At 37.5% G+C, this 16413-nt stretch carries 15 protein-coding genes, 2 tRNA genes and 6 pseudogenes; 11 read left to right on the top strand and 12 right to left on the bottom strand.

Annotated features, from left to right (window positions below):
- Positions 1-19 precede the first annotated feature (19 nt).
- Together ACFIJ8_RS03630 and dksA are read left to right on the top strand one after the other, a co-directional pair.
- Positions 20-553, top strand: coding sequence for a flavin reductase (locus tag ACFIJ8_RS03630; protein WP_273788183.1), 534 nt, complete (start codon positions 20-22; stop codon positions 551-553).
- A 306-nt stretch (positions 554-859) separates the two neighbouring features.
- Positions 860-1276, top strand: coding sequence for an RNA polymerase-binding protein DksA (gene dksA / locus ACFIJ8_RS03625; RefSeq protein WP_015856486.1), 417 nt, complete (start codon positions 860-862; stop codon positions 1274-1276).
- Positions 1277-1328: 52 nt separating this feature from the next.
- Here the strand turns inward: dksA and ACFIJ8_RS03620 are convergent, their stop codons facing one another.
- A complete protein-coding gene (locus tag ACFIJ8_RS03620) occupies positions 1329-1805 on the bottom strand; it encodes a hypothetical protein (RefSeq protein WP_375629391.1) in 477 nt (158 codons plus the stop codon).
- Between the two features lie 212 nt (positions 1806-2017).
- Here ACFIJ8_RS03620 and ACFIJ8_RS03615 point away from each other — a divergent pair, with 212 nt between their 5' ends.
- Positions 2018-4552, top strand: a complete 2535-nt coding sequence (locus ACFIJ8_RS03615) for a response regulator (protein ID WP_375639019.1) — start codon at positions 2018-2020, stop codon at positions 4550-4552.
- Between the two features lie 283 nt (positions 4553-4835).
- Here the strand turns inward: ACFIJ8_RS03615 and purN are convergent, their stop codons facing one another.
- Complete coding sequence (gene purN / locus ACFIJ8_RS03610; RefSeq protein ID WP_273788180.1) at positions 4836-5447, bottom strand: phosphoribosylglycinamide formyltransferase; 612 nt, start codon at positions 5445-5447, stop codon at positions 4836-4838.
- On the bottom strand, positions 5444-6535 hold the full coding sequence (purM, locus tag ACFIJ8_RS03605; protein WP_375639018.1) for a phosphoribosylformylglycinamidine cyclo-ligase: 1092 nt from the start codon (positions 6533-6535) through the stop codon (positions 5444-5446). Before purM ends, purN begins: the two co-directional genes overlap by 4 nt.
- Positions 6536-6693: 158 nt before the next feature.
- On the opposite strand from purM, the gene ACFIJ8_RS03600 reads away from it, so the two are divergent.
- From ACFIJ8_RS03600 to ACFIJ8_RS03580, 5 genes are all read left to right on the top strand, one after another.
- Positions 6694-7905, top strand: a complete 1212-nt coding sequence (locus tag ACFIJ8_RS03600; RefSeq protein ID WP_273788178.1) for an AI-2E family transporter — start codon at positions 6694-6696, stop codon at positions 7903-7905.
- On the top strand, positions 7902-8591 hold the full coding sequence (hdaA, locus tag ACFIJ8_RS03595) for a DnaA regulatory inactivator HdaA (RefSeq protein ID WP_375629382.1): 690 nt from the start codon (positions 7902-7904) through the stop codon (positions 8589-8591). Before ACFIJ8_RS03600 ends, hdaA begins: the two co-directional genes overlap by 4 nt.
- A gap of 707 nt (positions 8592-9298) precedes the next feature.
- Positions 9299-9375, top strand: a tRNA-Pro gene (locus ACFIJ8_RS03590).
- Between the two features lie 89 nt (positions 9376-9464).
- Positions 9465-9770 (top strand): ETC complex I subunit, encoded by a 306-nt coding sequence (locus tag ACFIJ8_RS03585; RefSeq protein WP_273788176.1) that lies wholly within the window; start codon positions 9465-9467, stop codon positions 9768-9770.
- Positions 9771-9809: 39 nt separating this feature from the next.
- A tRNA-Arg gene (locus ACFIJ8_RS03580) sits at positions 9810-9886 on the top strand.
- Between the two features lie 259 nt (positions 9887-10145).
- Here ACFIJ8_RS03580 and ACFIJ8_RS03575 read toward each other — a convergent pair.
- The 3 genes and pseudogenes from ACFIJ8_RS03575 to ACFIJ8_RS03565 all read right to left on the bottom strand — a co-directional run bounded on the left by ACFIJ8_RS03575 (position 10146) and on the right by ACFIJ8_RS03565 (position 11293).
- A pseudogene (locus ACFIJ8_RS03575) lies at positions 10146-10367 on the bottom strand (hypothetical protein).
- A 119-nt stretch (positions 10368-10486) separates the two neighbouring features.
- Complete coding sequence (locus ACFIJ8_RS03570; protein WP_375639017.1) at positions 10487-10633, bottom strand: hypothetical protein; 147 nt, start codon at positions 10631-10633, stop codon at positions 10487-10489.
- Positions 10630-11293, bottom strand: a pseudogene (locus ACFIJ8_RS03565) (lysozyme). The gene ACFIJ8_RS03570 and the pseudogene ACFIJ8_RS03565 overlap by 4 nt, the downstream one beginning before the upstream one ends.
- A 143-nt stretch (positions 11294-11436) precedes the next feature.
- Between ACFIJ8_RS03565 and ACFIJ8_RS03560 the strand changes: the two are divergent.
- The gene (locus ACFIJ8_RS03560; RefSeq protein ID WP_375639016.1) at positions 11437-11661 is read left to right on the top strand and encodes an antitoxin MazE family protein; all 225 of its coding nucleotides are present in this window, start codon (positions 11437-11439) and stop codon (positions 11659-11661) included.
- Complete coding sequence (locus ACFIJ8_RS03555) at positions 11661-11984, top strand: type II toxin-antitoxin system PemK/MazF family toxin (protein ID WP_375639060.1); 324 nt, start codon at positions 11661-11663, stop codon at positions 11982-11984. Before ACFIJ8_RS03560 ends, ACFIJ8_RS03555 begins: the two co-directional genes overlap by 1 nt.
- A gap of 64 nt (positions 11985-12048) precedes the next feature.
- Here the strand turns inward: ACFIJ8_RS03555 and ACFIJ8_RS03550 are convergent, their stop codons facing one another.
- The 5 genes and pseudogenes from ACFIJ8_RS03550 to ACFIJ8_RS03530 all read right to left on the bottom strand — a co-directional run.
- Positions 12049-13356, bottom strand: coding sequence for a contractile injection system protein, VgrG/Pvc8 family (locus ACFIJ8_RS03550; RefSeq protein ID WP_375639015.1), 1308 nt, complete (start codon positions 13354-13356; stop codon positions 12049-12051).
- Positions 13353-13581, bottom strand: a pseudogene (locus ACFIJ8_RS03545) (tail protein X). Before ACFIJ8_RS03545 ends, ACFIJ8_RS03550 begins: the two are co-directional and overlap by 4 nt.
- Positions 13578-13958, bottom strand: a pseudogene (locus ACFIJ8_RS03540) (phage tail protein). The pseudogenes ACFIJ8_RS03545 and ACFIJ8_RS03540 overlap by 4 nt, the downstream one beginning before the upstream one ends.
- Positions 13959-13963: 5 nt before the next feature.
- A pseudogene (locus tag ACFIJ8_RS03535) lies at positions 13964-14438 on the bottom strand (phage tail protein); the annotation flags it as partial.
- 9 nt (positions 14439-14447) lie between these two features.
- A pseudogene (locus ACFIJ8_RS03530) lies at positions 14448-14558 on the bottom strand (phage antirepressor Ant); the annotation flags it as partial.
- 384 nt (positions 14559-14942) lie between these two features.
- On the opposite strand from ACFIJ8_RS03530, the gene ACFIJ8_RS03525 reads away from it, so the two are divergent.
- The gene (locus ACFIJ8_RS03525) at positions 14943-16028 is read left to right on the top strand and encodes a hypothetical protein (RefSeq protein ID WP_375639014.1); all 1086 of its coding nucleotides are present in this window, start codon (positions 14943-14945) and stop codon (positions 16026-16028) included.
- 4 nt (positions 16029-16032) lie between these two features.
- Here ACFIJ8_RS03525 and ACFIJ8_RS03520 read toward each other — a convergent pair whose 3' ends face one another.
- Positions 16033-16413 carry a hypothetical protein gene (locus ACFIJ8_RS03520; protein ID WP_375639013.1) on the bottom strand — a complete coding sequence of 127 codons (381 nt, stop codon included), beginning with the start codon at positions 16411-16413 and terminating at the stop codon, positions 16033-16035.

Here is a 16413-nt window from a genome sequence, read left to right as displayed (position 1 = left end):
AGCTTTATAAGTGAAAGATATGTCGAATCATAAAACATATTTGATGCCTAAACTTCAACATAATATTGCGGTTTCTTCCCAAGAATATCGAGATGCCATGAGTCTTTTTGCAGGAGCTGTGCATATTGTGACAACAAATGGCATTAAGGGAAGACGTGGGGTGACTGTTTCGGCGTGTTGTTCTTTATCTGATAATCCTCCAACCCTTCTTGTCTGTCTCATGCGCCATAATTTAAAGAATCAGGTGTTTATGGAGAATGGAAATTTTTGTGTTAATAGCTTGGCAGGAAAACATCGTCCATTAGCGGATGTTTTTTCGAGGTGTTGCACTCTTACACAAAATGAGCGTTTTGATGCTGCTCAATGGGGAGTTTTGCAAACGGGGGCGCCTAGTCTTTCAGACGCTCTAGCGTCGTTTGATTGTCGTTTGATTTGTTGGCATGAGCATGCAACCCATTGTGTTTTGATTGGTGAGGTTGTTGCAATCAACTGTAATAAAGAAAAAGATGCTTTGATGTATTTGAAACGTGAATATCACACTTTGCCTTTATAAAGATTTTATTTTTTTGCATTGCTGAAATGATTTATTGTTTCTTCATTTAGATTTTAAACAATGAGAAAGCAGGGGAGGGATGACTCTGATATTAGATTTCCTTCTTTTTGAAGTTTCTCAGTAAGCAAGAAAAATGTTCTGGATGAGATTTGATCAAGAATCCAACCTACATAGAAAAGCGATCAAATCTAAACAGTGTATTTAGACATATTTGTAGATTGTTATGAAAAAACATTTTACTCTTGTGTTGATGGGTATTGCACAATATATAGACCGCACATAGCATATGTGGAGGTTTTTTATTGCATGAGCGAAGAGATTGATGGTCAATATCGCCCTAGTGAAGATGAGCCTTTTATGAATGAGCGGCAAAAGGCGTATTTTCGTGCTAAATTGGTTTCTTGGAAGAATGATATATTAAAAGAAGCTCGTGAGACTTTGGAAAATTTGCAGGAAGAGAACGTTGGTCAGCCTGATTTGACTGATAGGGCTTCTTGTGAAACTGATCGTACAATCGAATTACGTGCGCGGGATCGTCAGAGGAAACTTATTTCAAAAATAGATGCTGCTTTAGAGCGTATTGATAATGGGACATATGGCTTTTGTGAAGAAACCGGCGAACCCATTAGTATAAAGCGTCTTGAGGCTCGGCCAATAGCCGTTTTGTCATTGGAAGCGCAAGAACGTCACGAACGACGTGAAAGAGTTTATCGCGATGATTAAGGTCATTGAAATGATAAACAAACAAAACTCGTGGTGATAAAATTGTATATTTTTATTTTTGAGGGGTAGGAATGAATAAAGATGGTTCTTGCCGCCCCTCAATTTCGGCGGTAATTGCTGAATCTTTTACCGCTTGATTCGTAAAAGGAGAGGGATTTTTATCCGGTATATCGTTTCTTTCTGTAGGGGCGGAATTTGGATGTGTAAGTGTTTCTCTCTTTTGTATTTTGGATGTACCGGTAATATCGGATTCTACAACCACATCTGTTAATCCGCCAATAAGGAGCAAATGTTCTTTATTATCGCAACGGACTAAAACAAGGCGGCGTGCTCGATCTATAGAAATTACTTCACATAATGCTAACCGTGATAGACTTTTTTTTCTATTAATGCTGAATCTTTTCGTACTTAAACGACGTAAAAACAAGATAATTATGGTAATAGCAACGATTGTTATTATAAAAAACAAAAAGCTTATCGTTATTTTCGCAGCAGATACACCTATTTGCTCTGATAACCAGATATACATAGATTTTCTCCCATTTTTGTGTGAAAATATCGTTTTTTATCGAGATAAATTTATAAACACACCCTTAAAAGGTTCACTTAAATACAAGAAATAAACTTTTTAACATTAAGTGAGCTTTCTTAGAAGGATAATATCATAGTATATACTTTATAACAATGAATATAAAGGAAGTTTTGTGATATAAGAAACAGCTAAATCTAAGGCAATGAGAGATGGATAAAGGTTTTGATAATAATAAAAGATCAGCGTCTTCTGTTCATCGAAGAGTTGTGATTTTTAGTACTGTTTTTATATTAGTTTCTCTTTTCATTGTGGGTATTTTAGGTTTTTTTTATCCGCAAAGCTATTTGCAAAAGGCTATATTGATATCTTTTTTGATTCTAGCAATTATCGGCGTTGCAACACTTGTTTTGTGTGGAATGGGAATTTTAAGATACCATGTGTGGTCGCATGAAGATTTTGATTTTAGCATCTTTAATGGGAGCGATGATGCAATTGTAATCTCTGACCTTTCTGGTTTTGTTTATTATTCTAATCAAAACTATCGAAAAATTCTGACCTATAAGCCTGAAGTGTCTTGTTATATGGTTATTGCTGATCTTCCAGGAGCTGGTGCACTTTCGTACCGTTTAAAGGTTGCAGCCTGTAATAATCTTGCAGCACAAGAGGAATTAAGAGTAGAACAACCAATTTTTACCGATTCTACACCAAAAAAATCTGTTTGGTATAATATTTCCGTTCAACCTATCACAAAACAGAAAAAAAAGCTTTTATTTTGGCGTATTGCTGATATTTCGCATTTACAACAAACGCGAGAAGTTTTTTTCTCGAACCTTCAAGAAGCTATCAATCACTTGGATCAAGCTCCTATTGGTTTTGTATCAGTTAATACACAAGGAACTATTCTTTATGCTAATGCGGTTTTTGCCGAATGGTTTTCAATTGATTTAGCGAGTTTCTCAGTTGGTCAATATAATTTTGATTCGTTATTTGATAGCGTTGGCGCTAAGAGCTCATGGAGTGATATCTGTTTGCAAACCAACAGATATCAAAGTTCAGGCTATTCTTTACCTTATAAGTTTTCGTTATGTTTAAATTCACAAGCGACTTGTGAGAAAATATTCCATTGTCTTATCTCTGTTTCTTCTCTCTTAGAAGAGGAAGCCGTTTATCGTATTGTGATCATTCCACAACAAATACAAAAAGAAGAGGACGACCAATTAAAATTACCCACTATATTAGGAGAATATTTTGATGCGAGTCCTTTTGCAATAGCTGTGGTGGATCATGAAGGGCAATTGGTTCATATGAATAAAGCTTTTTCATCACTCACGGGATGTACGGACAAAGCTGTTAATTTTTATGATGTTATTTCTCGTCGTGATTGTGTGCAGTTAGAACGTTCTTTTCAGAGAATTGCGACAAATAAAAATTATGTTGTTTCTCTAGAAACTGTTTTAGAAAAAAATGAAGAATGCCATTTACGGCTCCATATTATGTCTGTACCGCCTTATCATGGTGATGCATTGCAAGATTTGCTTATTATCTCTGTGATTGAAACAACCGAACAAAAAACGCTTGAAGATAAAATGATGCAAAGTCAGAAGATGCAAGCTGTTGGACAATTGGCTGGCGGCATTGCTCATGATTTTAATAATGTTTTAACAGCAATTTTAATGTCGTGTGATCTTCTTTTAAATACGCATCGTAGTTCTGATCCGGCTCATGCTGATCTGATCAATATTAAAAATAATGCTAATCGTGCAGCTGCTCTTGTACAGCAATTATTAGCTTTTTCTAGAAAGCAAACACTTCGACCTGAAGAAGTTGATTTTACTGAATTTTTATCAGATATTCGCAATCTTATTGTACCACTTTTGGGAAATAATATTCAGTTAAAAATTATCCATGGAAGAGATTTGTGGAGCGTTGAAGTTGATCAAGCATCTTTTCAGCGTGTTATTATGAATTTGGTTATTAATGCGCGTGATGCCATGTTAGATGGAGGTATTGTTACGATTGCGACAAACAATATTACAAAGCAACAAAGTGCTGAATTTAATCATCTTGGTTTAGCAATTGGTGAGTATGTACAATTGACTATTTCAGATACAGGGGCTGGTATATCTGCTGCTATACAAGAAAAAATGTTTGAGCCATTTTTTACAACAAAAGAAGTTGGAAAAGGAACTGGACTTGGTTTATCAATGGTTTATGGAATTATCAAGCAGAGTGGTGGGTACATTTATTGTGAAAGTAAAGAAGGTGAAGGAGCAACATTTCATATTTTTCTTCCCCGTTATATCCCCAATATAAAAGGAGAAACTTCTCAAAAAATTGAAAAAGATGAAGAGAAAGATAAAAATATAGACTTAACAGGATCTGCAACTGTTTTATTGGTTGAAGATGAAGATGCGGTTAGAATGGGGGGGGTAAGAGCTCTTCAAATGAGGGGATATACGGTTTTAGAGGCAGCGAGTGGGGTGGAAGCACTTTCTATTCTTGAGGAACAAAAAGGAGCTGTTGATATTATTGTTTCCGACGTGGTGATGCCAGAAATGGATGGGCCCACTTTATTGAAGGAAGTACGTAAAAACTATCCTGATATCAAATTTCTTTTCGTTTCTGGATATGCAAAAGATGCTTTTGCTAAAAATCTTCCACAAGATGCTGTTTTTGGTTTTTTATCTAAACCTTTTACACTCAAACAGTTAGCTCTAACAGTTAAAGAAACACTTTCATCATGAGGCAAAAATTTATGCAATAGAAAAATTGCGTATTTAAGATTTTTTAGGCAAAATACGAGAGTATTTTGATAAATAGAGCTTGTGATAATGTCATAGAACTGAATAAAAAAGAAGAATTTGAAAATTTAATTAAAATTCAAAAAAATCACACATTCTGTGCAAAAATTTATGAAAAGATAGGCTCTATTACGTCAACATTTAATAGAGATTTTCAATTATAGATACTGAGCACAAATTATGTGTAAAACATTGAAAAATGCTGATTAATAGATTGTTGATACACTCAAAAAGATAAAAGCTGTTGCTGCGTATCTACCATTTTGCTCTTCCCTTCAATAAATGCTTTTAAGGCTTCGGGGTAGAGTTTATGTTCTGCTTTAAGAACTCTTTGTGCTAAGCTCTCAGCAGTATCATGAGGATAGACTGGAACGGCTGCTTGGGCAAGGATTTTTCCTGCATCCATGTCTTCTGTAACAAGGTGAACAGTGCAACCCGTGATTTTTACGCCTGCTTGTAAAGCTTTTTCATGTGTGTTTAAGCCTTTAAATGAAGGCAAAAGAGAAGGATGAATGTTTAAAATTCGTCCTTCGTAAAGTTTTACAAAACGTGGTGAGATAAGGCGCATATATCCTGCAAAGCAGAGAAAATCCGGTTTATATTGATCTAAAATCGTAAAAATACTTTCTTCATGCTCTTCTTTTGTTTTGTAAATTTTGCGATCAACAATATGAATAGGTAAGTTATGGTTTTGCGCCTTTTCAATACCGTTTGCACGCGGATTATCGCAAATAACCGCGACGATTTCAGCAGGATATTCCTTTTGTTGACTAGCTTGAGCAAGGGCGACCATATTGGATCCATTACCAGAAATGAAAACGACGATTTGCTGTTTCATAAATGCAGTACCCCTTTATAAAGTATTCCTTTATTTTGATCTTGGCGTTTTGTTAAAATGCCAAGAGGAGTTACACTCTCTCCTTTTCTTTCAAGAGCTTGCGTAATTGTTTCAGCTGCATGTTGTGCTACGATAATGATCATGCCAATACCACAATTGAATGTTCTTAACATTTCTGTTTCTTCTATTTTACCTTGTTTGGCAATCCATGAAAATACTGCTGGAACATTGATGGTAGAAAGATTAATTTCAGCGCAGAGAGAAGATGGAACAACACGTGGAATATTTTCAGGAAAGCCTCCACCCGTAATATGAGCAAGAGCTTTAATTCCTTCGTATTTTTGCATGATGGGAAGAAGCGATTTTACATAAATGCGTGTTGGTGTAAGAAGTGCTATACCAAGGCTGTTTTCGGGGGCAAAAGGGGCAGGGTCATCCCATTTGAGATCATGTTGCTGGATGATTCGTCGAACAAGCGAAAAGCCATTGGAATGAATTCCAGAGGCGCTTAGACCTAATATAATATCCCCTTCTGTTAAATCTTTTGAAGGGAGTAGCTTGCTGCGTTCGCATGCTCCTACAGCAAAACCGGCTAGATCATAATCTCCCTCTGCATACATTCCTGGCATTTCTGCAGTTTCTCCTCCAATAAGAGCAGCACCGGCTTGTTTACATCCTTCTGCAATACCAGAAACGATCGTAGCACCTTGTTCAGGGTCAAGCTTTCCAGTTGCAAAATAATCCAGAAAAAAGAGAGGTTCAGCCCCTTGTACGAGTAAATCATTGACACACATAGCTACAAGATCAATGCCTACAGTGCTATGGTGACCTACTTCAATGGCAATTTTTAATTTTGTTCCCACACCATCATTGGCTGCTACTAGGATAGGATCCGTAAAGCCAGCTGCTTTTAAATCAAAAAGTCCACCAAAACCGCCAATTTCTGCATCTGCTCCGGCTCGTTTTGTCGCGCGTATAAAGGGTTTAATTTTTTCTACCATGGCATTACCCATATCGATGTTTACACCGGCTTTTGCGTAGGTAAGACCAACTTTGGATTTATTATTTGTAAGATCTTGATTGCTCATTGGAGCCTTCCTTTAATGGAAAATCGAGTTTTGATATTATGCAATGCCATGATAGAGTTCTCTCTGCAAGAGATATTGATAAGAAAATAAGCAACTTTGCTTGTACCTTATTTTGAAGATGTTTATAATTTTTTGTGAAGAATTTTTTAGGATATTCTATGAGCAAGATATCAGATAATCACGGTCAGTCTTCTTGGCAACTTATGAGAAAGAAAGTGAGTGAGAATGCATCTCGTGATCGTTATAAGACTTATGTGCCAGCGTATACTCAATTACCGTTGCCGAATAATATGAAAAGGCAAATCTTTTTTTGGCTTGGTACGCTGATTTTTTTCATTTTTTTTATGTTTGTTTTTGGATCGATTTTGCTTCCTTTTGTGGCAGGGATTGTGCTGGCTTATTTTCTCAATCCCATTGTTCAATTACTTGAAAAATTTGGTATTCGCCGTGTGTTTGGGACTGTCCTCATTACCTTATTTATTGTTATTACCTTTGTTGCTGCTTTAGTTATTTTGATTCCTGTTATTAGTTGGCAAATACAGCAATTTATGAGTGATGGTTTACCTGTTTATATTAATCGTATTCAAACCTTTTTTGTTGAGCATGATTTTGATTGGATAAGGCGCTATTTTGGAAGTGATCCAAATGAATTACGGAATAATATTAAAGGATTTTTGGGAGAAGGTTCTGATTTTATTACGTCTCTTTTGAACTCACTTTTAAAGTCAGGAAAATCTATCGTTAATATCGTTAGCCTATTTGTTGTGGCACCTGTGGTGGCATTTTATATGTTATTAGATTGGCCGCGTATGGTAACAGCAATTGATTCGTTAATACCGCGTGATCATCTTGAAACCGTTCGGAGTATTTTTCATGAAATGGATAGAGCTATTGCAGGCTTTGTTCGTGGACAAGGAACAGTTTGTCTCATATTGGGAGGCTATTATGCTATTGGTTTAACGATTGCAGGACTCAATTTTGGTCTTTTGATTGGTATGTTTATTGGTCTTATTAGCTTTGTTCCTTATATCGGCACAATGAGTGGTTTGGTCCTTTCTGTTGGTATTGCATGGGTCCAGTTTTATCCCAATAATTGGGGAGGAATCATCGTTGTGATGGCACTTTTTTTAATTGGTCAATTTATTGAAGGTTATATTCTTCAACCCAAGCTTGTAGGTTCATCAGTGGGATTACATCCCGTATGGTTGATGTTTTCACTTTTTGCTTTTTCTTCACTCTTTGGTTTTACTGGTATGCTTGTTGCTGTTCCTGCGGCGGCGGCTGTTGGCGTTTTAGTTCGTTTTGCTCTTCATACTTATCTTAGTTCTCAGATGTATTCGCGAAGGGGAAATTCGGAGCCGCTAAAATGAATGGGCGTGAAACGCAATTATCTTTAAATTTTCCTTATGATCCGATTTTTCAATTTGAGGATTTAGTGGTAACGGAAAGCAATCGTATGGCTTTTCAGCTTATTGATCATTGGCCCAATTGGAGCTTACCTATTGCAGTTTTGGTTGGAAAAGAAGGATCTGGAAAAACACACTTTTCTAATATATGGCTCCAAAAAGCAGATGCTTTCAGGATTCAGCACAATGAAATTGATCAGGCTGTTACTATGGCTTCTTTAGGCAGATCATTTTTAATAGAGGATATTGATGCAGGTGAAATTAATGAGACAGAACTTTTTCATTTAATTAACAGTATTAAGCAAGCAAATCTTGATGCACGACAAGCTACTTTATTGATGACGGCACGGACACTTCCTTCCGCTTGGAATTTAAAGTTAAATGATCTAAAAAGTCGTCTTAATTCGGTGATGTTCGTTGAAATTAATCAGCCTGATGATGCATTATTAACAGCTGTTGCATTTAAGCTTTTTTCCGATAGGCAACTTATTGTACATCCAGACACGGTTTATTATCTTGTAAGTCGTTGTGAACGTTCTTTATTTTCATTGAAGCGTGTTATTGATTCTGTTGATCAGTTGGCATTACAAAGAAAAAGAAAAATAACACGTGCTGTTATTGCTGAAGTTTTGAATAGAAAAAATCCGTAAATACTCCCTATCATGGCTTACTTATTCTGTCTTTCTATTATCGTTTCAATATGTGGCAAGACAAGTCATTTAAATTTTCTTCTTTTTTGATATCTGTTAAGAGTGAAAAATAGTATTTTTTACTTTAGTCATGTGTTTATCTTAAATAGCTTTGAGATTTTATTGTATGATGTTGAATTCTTTCCATCTTTGCATTTAAAAATTTTTCTAAAAAAGCGCTTTATTTTATTTATAATGGAACTTTCGTGCTTTGAAAAAATGTTTGTTGTTTATGGATTTGGATTGTAGAAGATTCTAGAATTTTTAATAAAAGAGTTCTTTGCAAGATAGAAAAAGAGGGGAAAAAACTTAATACAGCTGACTTTTTGGCTTGTGTTCTCTTTTGGAAAGTTTTTCTATGATATTTAAGTCGTTTTTTTCTAAAATTGTATCTGTAGAATGCGTTTTGATACAGTGAGAGTTTGCTTAAAGCAGGATGAAAATTATGAAAACCTTACAGAGAAATTCATTATTTTTTAATATAGATTGGATTCTTTACGGAGGTTGTTTTCTATTATTTGTCAATAAATATGTTATTGAGTAGGGAAAAAATTTTTAAAACGTGCTTTTTTGTAAAGAAATGCAACAAAATTAAAAAAAAGTGTGTTTTTCTCTTGCACTTCTGTTGTGAAAATTTTAGGAAATGTGCATCAAGTAAATGTAAATGGCGGAGCGTAGCGCAGCCTGGTAGCGCACCTGATTTGGGATCAGGGGGTCGTAGGTTCGAATCCTATCGCTCCGACCATATTTGATTAAGTGTGTGAGAATGACCCAATTGGGTACGTGTGGTGGAAAACTATCATTCAAGCGTTGTGTAATCTGAAGGAAAAAGGCATGATCGCACGTATTTATAGTCCTGCTAAGACAGCTATGCAGTCAGGTAAGGGGAATACAGGTTTTTGGATTCTAGAGTATGAGCCGGTGAAAGCAAAAATGCTTGAACCTCTTATGGGGTACACGGCAACGTCTGATATGAATAATCAGGTAAGGATCAGATTTAATAGGAAGGAAGAAGCGATTGCTTTTGCGCGTAAGAATGCTATCTCTTACCGTGTAGAAAAGAACCGTACGTCGATTCGGCGTGCTATTTCTTATTCTGATAATTTTCGCAGTGATCGGCAGCACTCTTGGACACATTGAATTAAAGATGCTATTTTGAATTGAGAAAATAATCAGTTGGGTCCCGTAGCTCAGCTGGATAGAGCAACGGCCTTCTAAGCCGTGGGTCACAGGTTCGAATCCTGTCGGGATCACCATCCAGTTTTTACCCATGTATAACGTATTTATTCTTTGTAATCTTTTTTAAAGTTCGGGAACATTAACAAAAGTTCGGGAATAGGATTTTCCAACATACTTTTACAAAGCTCATCTGTTTCCTCCAACGTTCTCTAATAATTTTTTGAATTCTTTGAGAACCACTATTTTAAATGCGCAAAGATATTATCTATCGTATTCACAAGACGTGCAAAATTAAGAAACCATTTTCTAAAGAATTTCGCGTGTCTCAGAGTATGTTTAGAGTCGGATATTTGGTTTTTGTGTAAAAATACTTACTAATGCATTCATAATACGTGAAAAATCAAGGGCTAATAAGAGTATAATGAGTACAATCCATTTTATATAATGCGACATCACTTTTACACTTTTGTAGGTCATGATGATTTTTTAAAGGATTTTTTTCTGCTTCTGTAATTTCTGTATCGTCTTTTGTTTTTTTCTAGCCATGTTTCCCCCCATACAAGCGTTCACCTAGATTATTGTGCTTTAAGATCTCTCTTGCTAAGTTTGAACTGATGGCGTTCAGATCTTACCGGCTTAAATAAATTGGCAACCAACCAATACAAGAAGAATCATATTTATTTGTTGCGCAACCAGTCAGAGAGAGCAGCACGCACATCAGCATCACTCTTTTTACCAAGAGTAAATGCTCTAGCTAAAATCATAAAAAAAGCGGCTAAAGCCGCACCTGTTAGCATCAAGTTTCTTTTCATCCATAAGATCATAGACGGTGCTCCTGAAAGCGTTTAGCAACAAAGAAAATACCAGCACATGCGGCTAAGACCATAATGGGGGCCAAAGCCCATTGGATGGGGCCATTGCCTGCTAACAAGCCGCCAAGCCCAGAACAAGAGCCAATAATCGGTGCAAGTGCTTCTGCTTTGAAAACCCCCGTTGGTGCTTGCGTTTCTACTGTTTGATAATTGGAGGAAACATAAGCCCTTTTAGCCCATAAGCCTGTTTCTGCTGCGCGCCCGGTGTGCTAGACCTTCAAGACGCTTCCCGCCTTCTTTGGTCCATTTCTGTAGCTCTGCAGGGACAGCTTCATATTCACCTTGATTGAGCTTTTTTAACAGTGTCGAATTACAAAAGGCTCCTGTTTCTACATTATAGCAAAAAGATACTAACGCCGCGAATTGTTCATCTGTTAATGAAACTGTAACAGCGCGTTCAACGGCATTTTCAAATTGTCTTAAATCTTGGCAAAGAAGTTCTTCTGCTTGCTTTTCAGTGATTGTCATGCCTTCGTAAATAAAAGGCTTTCCAGCACTGTTTGTATGTCCATAACCTATTGTCCACACCCCAATGGCATCTTTATAGGCGTTCAAACGCAAACCTTCCCATTGTTTGATAAGTGCTAGTCCTTCTGATGATATTTTTCGCATATGATTCTCCATAAAAAAAGCCCCACACAAGGTGGGGATGAGTGAATATTAAAAATTGCAATTATTGCCTTTTATTAAAAATCTCGTTTCATGTAACTTTTTTCTGTGTTATACGTTACATGAAACATAATGGAGATTTTATTATGGGTACAATGCACGTTAATGAACGGGTTCAAAAACATCGCAATGCGCAAAGAAAAGCAGGTTTGCGCTTAATGCAGATTTGGGTTCCAGATACACGTCAGCCAAATTTTGCAGAAGAGTGTCGCCGCCAATGTCGCTTAGTAGCAAAAATGGATAAAGCTGATACATCTATACAGTTGTTTATGGATCAATCTTTAATGGATATTGATGGTTGGACAGAATGATGCGTGGTTCTCTGGTAACAATAGCGATACAAGGTGATTTTGGTAAACCAAGATCCGCATTGATCATTCAAGCTAATCAATTTAGTGAACATACCAGCATGACGGTTTTACCAATTACAAGTACACTTGTTGATGCACCATTACTCCGCATTACGATTCAGCCAAACGCTAAAAATGGTTTGCAAAAGCCTTCGCAAGTAATGATTGATAAGATTATGACAGTAAGATGTGACAAAATGAGTTCCATTTTTGGCTCTCTTCAAGCAAAGGAAATGCTAGAGATTGAACGTTGTTTGGCTGTATTTTTAGGAATAGTAAAATAAAAATTGGATTTCTTTTTTCGGATATGAATATGCTTTTTATCATCATTGGATAAGATAGCTTTATTCATGTATCCTCTTCATCCATATGGATGACGCCTTCGCCTTCGTCGCATGCGTCTGGTGGGGCGTTTGGATCAAGGGTATCATCCTTGTCTGGTGTTGTGTTTGCAACGTTTCCAGCCGCATCTTCTTGTGATTCGTCAAAAAGTTCGCACTCTATTTTTGTGGTGTACCCACCCGTTTTATCAAGTTTGTGCTTAACGCTCTTGATGCGCCATTCTGCTGGAATATAGGGGCGGAAAGGGGGCTCTTGAACAAGCTTTGCTTCTGCTTGCACAAACGGATCACCGCCGATATCACATGAGAAAGAAGACTTACCGCGTGATGATTTATTGCGATAAGCAGCAATGGCCGCAACAGCCTCTGATTGGTTATGGTAGGTGTATTTGAGTTCATGAAACGGCGGATTACCAACTTTGACTTCTTTTTTTTCACCACTGCGGATATCATGATAGGTTGCAAGAACACCGCCTTTTTTCTCTTTGTCTTCTTCTTCTTTCTCAGGTGTTGTTTCTGCTTTTTCCGATTCAGATGATGATGGTGCTCTGTCACTGTCATCCATATGGATAAAGTTTTCATCATCAATCTCTTCTGGTTCTCGTGCATCAGCCGCGGCTTTTTGGTCGTCTCCCACATCCGTTTCTAAGCCATTGGCTGCACCTGCTTCATCCCGCGCACTGTATTTAAAATCCCAAGAGGTGCAATGTTTCTCATGAATAACAACAATAGGGAGTGCTTCACCGGTGATGGTTTTGCCTTCACCCCGTTTGGCGAGCACAAGTTTACCATCAACGGGCTTTGCTACCGCATCATATTCTTCTGCAAGGCGTGTAGCAAAAGCCATATTGCTTTCAGCCGTTTGGTCAATGTGACGCACAACGATTTTTGCAAGAGAAGGATCAACCTTTGGTGTATAGCCATTACGCTCTGCTATCTCTTGAACAATATTGCCAAGGGTTTGCTGGTGATAGGATTGGCTTTTTGGGGTTCTGTAAGACGTGTTCATTGATGCGGCGCGCCCTGTCACACTTAAGCTTTGTGGTGGGCTGCTTACAGAGATTTCGTCTATCAGATAGGCTCCCATATCGCGGTTTTTCCCGCCTTCATAGCCAAGTGTTATGGAAATAACTGTCCCGATGAGAGGAATATCAAGAAAGCCGTTATCACTATTACGTGCGCGGTCATCAAGCTCTATGGTAATACGATCACTTTTGTTTTCTGCTTCATCGGTAATTTCAATTGATAAAACATAATCCATGAGCGTTTTGGTGATGTCTTCTCCATTTGCTAGAACCATGCAAAAAGGTTTCATGATTTGCTACCCCAAATTCTGATCACTGGTGTGGCTTTCGGATAGGGGATGGTTGGTAAGAGTATCGTGATACCTGCTTTTAAAATGGGGCCATAGTTTGCAAGCCCCAAATTCGCTGCATAGATGCGTTCAACAGCAAGTGCTTGTTTGACCCCCTTTGGCATAGTATTTCCAGTAAATGGCATCCACCATATCGCCATCTTTGGTCATATAAAGGTCACTCATAGGTCTTCACCATATTCTCTCAATTTTATTGTAAATTCTTGTTTTTTGGGGGTGCCGTTATGATGAAAAACGCTTTGTTTTTCCTCTACAGAAAGAATGATAAACTTACCTAAGATTTTGCCTTGACCGGTCACAAGAATGTGAGGTCCCATATGCGCTATTTGTCGCAAATATTCGAGCTGTCTGTGACCACCTTTGAAATCTGGATAAATCACGCCTGCTAAAGAAAATTCCGCATTTGCAACAGCTGGCAATTGAAGAGCAGCCTTTCTCCCCAATCGCCCTTGCTCCACCTATGGAACCCCATAAGACATATCAAGTGTTTGGTAAGCTGCTGTTTCAATCGAAAAAATAAAACTACCTAAAGCTAACATCATGGTATTTAATCCGAAAGGCTAGAGGCTATGGCTAAACGTTGCTGTTTTGCATAGCGTTCAAGTGCTTGATTGACAGCGTCTCTGATTTCGTCCTTGGACCATTTGGTACTGAAACATTTAAATTTGCAATGGTTACACTGGCGTCTACTTCAACAGGTTTATGAACTGTAATTGGCTTTGGAGCTTTAAAGGCACCCACTTTATTTGTTGCCTGCATTTGTCCTGTTTCAACGACACTTGTATTAAAACCACTCTTGCGTTTTTCAGGCGTGGTATTTGTAACCACTACTGTATCCAGCATTTTTTTTGCCCGTGCATTGGTTTCATTGGTAAAGGTTTTAATGGTCTGGGTTGAAGTTTTGTTGATTGAAACATTAAAGCCTAGCTTTTTTTCATCCAATTAGGCATCCAGCTGGTTAATTTGCTTATCATGCCGCTAAACCATTCAGACAGGGTTTACCATTTGCTTTTGATGCCGTCTCACAAGTTATCAATGAGATCGGATTTTATCTCCAAAAATACATGCAACTCACGAGCATTTATCGTTTGAACTGTATCCTGCTCAATAATTTGTTCTTTAATTTCTATAAGGGTATTCATAAAGGACTTTTAGTTGTTAGATGTTTCTTAATGACACTCTAAAAGAGCTCTGGGTGCTAAGAAACATGGGCAACTAGCCCGTTCGTTACATTTTCCCCGTAAAGGGTCTTGTATAGTGTAACTATACCCGACAAAGTTATTATATGCGTGTAGCATACAACGAGTCAAAGCTTTAATTGGCGGAGAAGATATTGCTCCAGCAATCCGTTCGCTAGTTGCTTTAAAGTGTTTCTTAGGCACCTGATTCGATTATTCATATCGCTGTAATAATGTCACGCAGCAATATCACTTTTTTCTAAAAATTATAAGCACATCTTTACTTTATTTGTCGACTCACTTTAAATTTTTCGGCTTAGTTTTTTATTTACAGTGGAGGGGGAAATAATGCTCGATACGCTTGATACAATTGCGGTGATCGTATGCTTGTTATCATTCCCAGCGATGGTTGTCGGACTTGTTTTAGTGTGTATAAAAAAATGGCGGAAAAACGGACTGAAAACTCTTGGTATTGGAGTTTTATTATTTCTCGGCTCTGCAATATTAGGTGCGTTTTTTTTTCACACAATTGAACCAGATCAAGTTACATACAATAATGAAATTTTTTCCTCCTCCTCGACTTCATTAATATATGTTGCTACTCAAAATGAAAGCGTGAAACAGGTACTACCTGAGAATACTGATAAGCAAAGTATTCATGTTCAAGACAAAAAGTTAGACGAAAATGATGGTCTAGGTTTTTGGGGATGGTTCAGGTTAATTTTCTTTGCATTTATTGCTTTGTCTATTTTTGTTCATTGGCAAGATAAACGCAAAAAACGTTTTAAAGAAAAAGTTTCAGAGCAGGTTTTAATGCCTCCCCCCCATATCCACCCTTCTTCTGATTTATCAGTTGTTAATAAAATGTTGCCGGAACTTGAAAAAAAACGGTTAGAAAAGAGGGTACAGATCTTTCTCCTTTGTGTTCTGTTGAGTGGAGGCATTGTGGTAACAGTAACTATTACACCATGGTTATTAGTACCCATTCTTATTGTTTTAATTTTTGTTATTATTGCCTATCGTGAGGCGAAAAAGGAAAAAAACTTTGAGCAAGAAGTTGCTCTGTGGCAATCAGATATTCCTCCCTCTAATTTTGAGGAAGCATGTGAAATGTTTCAAGAACTTGACGCAAGTGAATATAATTATCGTTTAGCAAAAAATGAAAAACTGTTGGGAGTTCAAGAACGTGTTACCTTCAATATTGGCGAAAAGGCTCCAGCTTTAGGACGTCTTTTAGTAACAAACCAAGCTATTGTATTTGAAAGCCCTGAAGATAATGAAAGGACTACTTGGGCAGGAATTTCATCAGTCACTATAACATATCAAAGATGTCACATCAGTCACCGTACTGGCTCACCATGGAGTTACCGATTTAGTGCCATTCCAAATCCAAGGTTTGTAGCAGTAATTCGGGCTCTTGGGCAGCCTTATTAATTTTTTAAATACACAAGATAAAGATACGTCCATTTTTTATCTCCCGCAAGATAAGCTTATACATACTAGATTCTGAGGCTTGGACATCTGTGACAGTGAAGTGCTCTTGGGAAGAGGGAGCTTTGCTGTTTTCAGGATCCATCACAATAACACTATCTTGAGGGTTTGGTGGCCCCCCCCCAATATCATTGATACAAAGATCAAGTTCCTTTCTTGCAATTGTGGTAGGGATTCTGCCACCAGCGTCCGATTCTGAATGCTTAATGCCGTAAATCGCTGTGATACGAAAAGATTTCTGGTTGTTCTTTCGCGTGTAGATGATGGGCTGCCCAAAAGTGTTGCGTACATCTTTAACCATTTGATTTAACAGCTCGTGCCATCGCAT

The organism is Bartonella sp. MF74HXZ (genome assembly GCF_042194445.1).
In the GTDB taxonomy this organism is placed as follows: domain Bacteria; phylum Pseudomonadota; class Alphaproteobacteria; order Rhizobiales; family Rhizobiaceae; genus Bartonella; species Bartonella grahamii.
The sequence above is the reverse complement of the archived record's forward strand: the minus strand, read 5'-3'. Positions and strand labels throughout refer to the sequence as shown.